Below are 2,846 nucleotides of genomic sequence, written 5' to 3'. Positions count from 1 at the left end.
GATTTGCGATTAGTTATCGTTACTGCGCACCTTGCCTGCGCACCTGGAGCATCTCGACCCCAGGACCGTTTGCGGTCCTGGGGTTTTTTGTTGCCTGGAGCCGCCGCGGCCCGCATGCCCACGGGGGCGCTGTGCGCGGCAGCGCGGCGCGGGGCGGGTGCGCGGGTCGTCACCGAAGATGAGAATCCCGCCTCGCCCGGGCGCGTCCCTGCCGGGGCGCTGGCCCGCCCCGGGCGGCGTGGCGCTGGTTTGCGTTGCGGGGGTGTACGGGCTTGCGGCCCGGCTGCTGGTGGAGGAGGGGTAGCCGCCGAAGGCTCGCGGCGGGGGTCAGTCCGCCAGGGGCAGGGTGATGTCCACGCGCAGGCCGCCCTGGGGCAGGTTGCCGGCCGCGATGGTCCCGCCGTGGAGCAGGATGGCGCGCTGGGCGATGGCCAGGCCGATGCCCGAGCCTCCGGACTTGTGCCCGCGGGCGTCGCCCACGCGGTAGAAGGGCAGGAAGAGCTTGTCCAGGGCCTCCCCGGGCACGCCGGGGCCCATGTCCAGCACCGTGACCCGCGCCACCCGGGCCTGTGCGCCGTGCCGCCCGGCCTCCTCCGGGGCCGGTTCCACGTCCTGGACCACGCGCACCGTGCCCCCCGCCGGGGTGAAGCGGATGGCGTTGCGGAGGACGTTCTCCAGGGCCCGGCGGACCAGCTCCGGCACGGCGTCGATCATGGCCGGGGTGCCGGTGTCCACCTGCACGCAAACGCCCTTGTACTGCGATTCCAGGTCCGTGTCGCGGACCACGGCGAGCAGCAGCGCGCCCAGGTTCACCCGGGTGGTCTCGGGGCACTCGCGCATGTGGTCCAGGCGGGTGTAGGCCAGCAGCTGGCCGATGAGCTCCTCCAGCCGTCCGGCGTCCAGCCCGATGCGGTCCAGCTCGGCCCTGGCCGTGTCGCCGGTGCGCTTGCGCGCCAGCTCCAGGGCCACGTTGAGCCGCGTCAGCGGCGAGCGCAGCTCGTGGGAGATGTCGCGCAGCAGCCGCCGCTGGGAGAGCACCAGATGCTCCACGCGCTCGGCCATGCGGTCGAAGTCCTCGGACAGGGCGTTGATCTCCTCGTAGCCCCGGTCGCCGCGGGCCCCGATGCGGTGGGTCAGGTCGCCCCCGGCCACGCGCCGGGTGGCCTCGCGCAGGCGGCGCACCGGGCCGACGAGGTGCCGGGCCAGCAGCAGGGCCAGCACGCCGCCCGCCAGGAGCATGGGCACCTGACGCTTCCAGAACATCCAGGAGCCCAGCAGCCCGGGCGGCGGGGGCAGGCGCGGATACTCCACGGCCAGATACACGGGTTCGCCCCCGGGCAGGGGCCGCGAGGTCACGAAAAACGGCGGCAGGCTGCCCTCGGCGTAGCCTTCCTGGTCCTCGCGGCCGCGCAGGGTTTCGCGCATCTTCCCGAAAAAGTCGTCCTCCATCCCCGGGTGGGGCCCGAAGCCGGTCAGTTCCCGGCCCTGGGCGTCGAACAGGCGCATGAAAAAGCGCAGCCCCGGGGCCAGGTCCACATAGCGGCGGATGCCCGCCTCGCCCTCGTGGGCGTAGGCGTCGAGCAGCAGGCGGCTTTGCAGGGCGAACATCTCCCGGGCCTGGGGGTGGTCCGGCACCCGGATGTGCCGGGTGTCCAGCAGGTCCATGACCAGCACGTTGCCCAGGGCCCCGGCCACCAGGGTCAGGCAGAACCACAGGAAGATCTTGCCGAACAGGGAATTGGTCAGCCGTTTCATACGGGCGCCTGCGGGCCGTCTTGGGGTGGCTCGGGCCGGCACAGGATGTAGCCCTCGCCGCGCACGGCCTTGATCGCCGGGGTCGCTCCGGCCTCGGCCAGCTTGCGGCGCAGGTTGGATACATGCACGGCCAGACTGCGGTCCTCCGGGGCGGCCTCGCGGCCCAGGGCCACGCGGCACAGCTCCTCGCGCGGGACCACGGCTCCGGCCCCGGCCAGCAGGGCGTACAGGATGGAGAACTCCGCGTCGGTCAGGTGCACCTGGGCGCCATGCACGCGCAGGGAGCGGCTGTCGGGCGCAAGGCTCAACCCGTCCAGGGCCAGGGGCCCGGGCCTGGACGCGGCAGGCGCGTCGGCGCGGACCCGGCGCAGCACCGCGCGCATGCGCGCCACCAGTTCGCGCGGCAGGAAGGGCTTGGGCAGGTAGTCGTCGGCGCCGATCTCCAGGCCCACGATGCGGTCCACGTCGTCGCCGCGCGCGGTGAGCATGATCACCGGCAGGGGCGAGGCCTCGCGGACGCGGTGCAGCACCTCGAAGCCGTTGGCCCCGGGCAGCATCACGTCGAGGATGGCCAGGGCGTAGCGGCCCGACAGCGCCTCGGCGAGTCCGGCCACCCCGTCGTGCACGGCGCGGACCCGGAACCCCTCGGGCTCCAGGTACTGCGTCAGCAGTCCGCACAACTCCTCGTCGTCGTCCACCACGAGAATCAGCTTTTCATCCATGCCTTGGCGGTGCCTCCGCTATGGTTCCTAGCCCAAGCCGGGCGTCTTGGGAACAGTGCGGGGCTTTTTGTGACGTAAAGAAATATTAAGTACGGTTATTTTTGTTTATAAATTGAAAATCTCCATGACATATCGAATTCATTGTTTGCAGTTGTGAAATGTAATGAACTGAATGCGCATTGTTCATGTTCTTGTGTCTGAATAAACTCCAATCAGAAAAAATTCCTGAAGCCGTGGATGAATGCATTTTTGCCGCTCGTATAACGAAACAAAATGCGAGCAGGCCGGGCAGAGTCCCGCCTGGAAGGCGAGTTCGGATCTTGAGGGGAGTCAAACCGAATGCAGCTCGATTGGAGTCACGATGCGCGG

At 69.6% G+C, this 2,846-nt stretch carries 2 protein-coding genes; both read right to left on the bottom strand.

Annotated elements, in window-relative coordinates:
• Positions 1–327 precede the first annotated feature (327 nt).
• On the bottom strand, positions 328–1,755 hold the full coding sequence (locus M0P34_RS14760; RefSeq protein WP_291500484.1) for an ATP-binding protein: 1,428 nt from the start codon (positions 1,753–1,755) through the stop codon (positions 328–330).
• Positions 1,752–2,477: a response regulator transcription factor gene (locus M0P34_RS14755; RefSeq protein WP_291500482.1), complete on the bottom strand. Its 726-nt coding sequence runs from the start codon at positions 2,475–2,477 to the stop codon at positions 1,752–1,754. Before M0P34_RS14755 ends, M0P34_RS14760 begins: the two co-directional genes overlap by 4 nt.
• Positions 2,478–2,846: the final 369 nt, after the last annotated feature.

Origin of the sequence: Desulfocurvus sp. (genome assembly GCF_023230885.1) — a bacterium.
Classification (GTDB): domain Bacteria; phylum Desulfobacterota; class Desulfovibrionia; order Desulfovibrionales; family Desulfovibrionaceae; genus Desulfocurvus.
The sequence above is the reverse complement of the archived record's forward strand: the minus strand, read 5'-3'. Positions and strand labels throughout refer to the sequence as shown.

Bases quoted from the DNA above. Each gene is read 5' to 3' on its own strand.
- M0P34_RS14760 (WP_291500484.1), bottom strand. From the start codon at position 1,755: ATGAAACGGCTGACCAATTCCCTGTTCGGCAAGATCTTCCTGTGGTTC.
- M0P34_RS14755 (WP_291500482.1), bottom strand. From the start codon at position 2,477: ATGGATGAAAAGCTGATTCTCGTGGTGGACGACGACGAGGAGTTGTGC.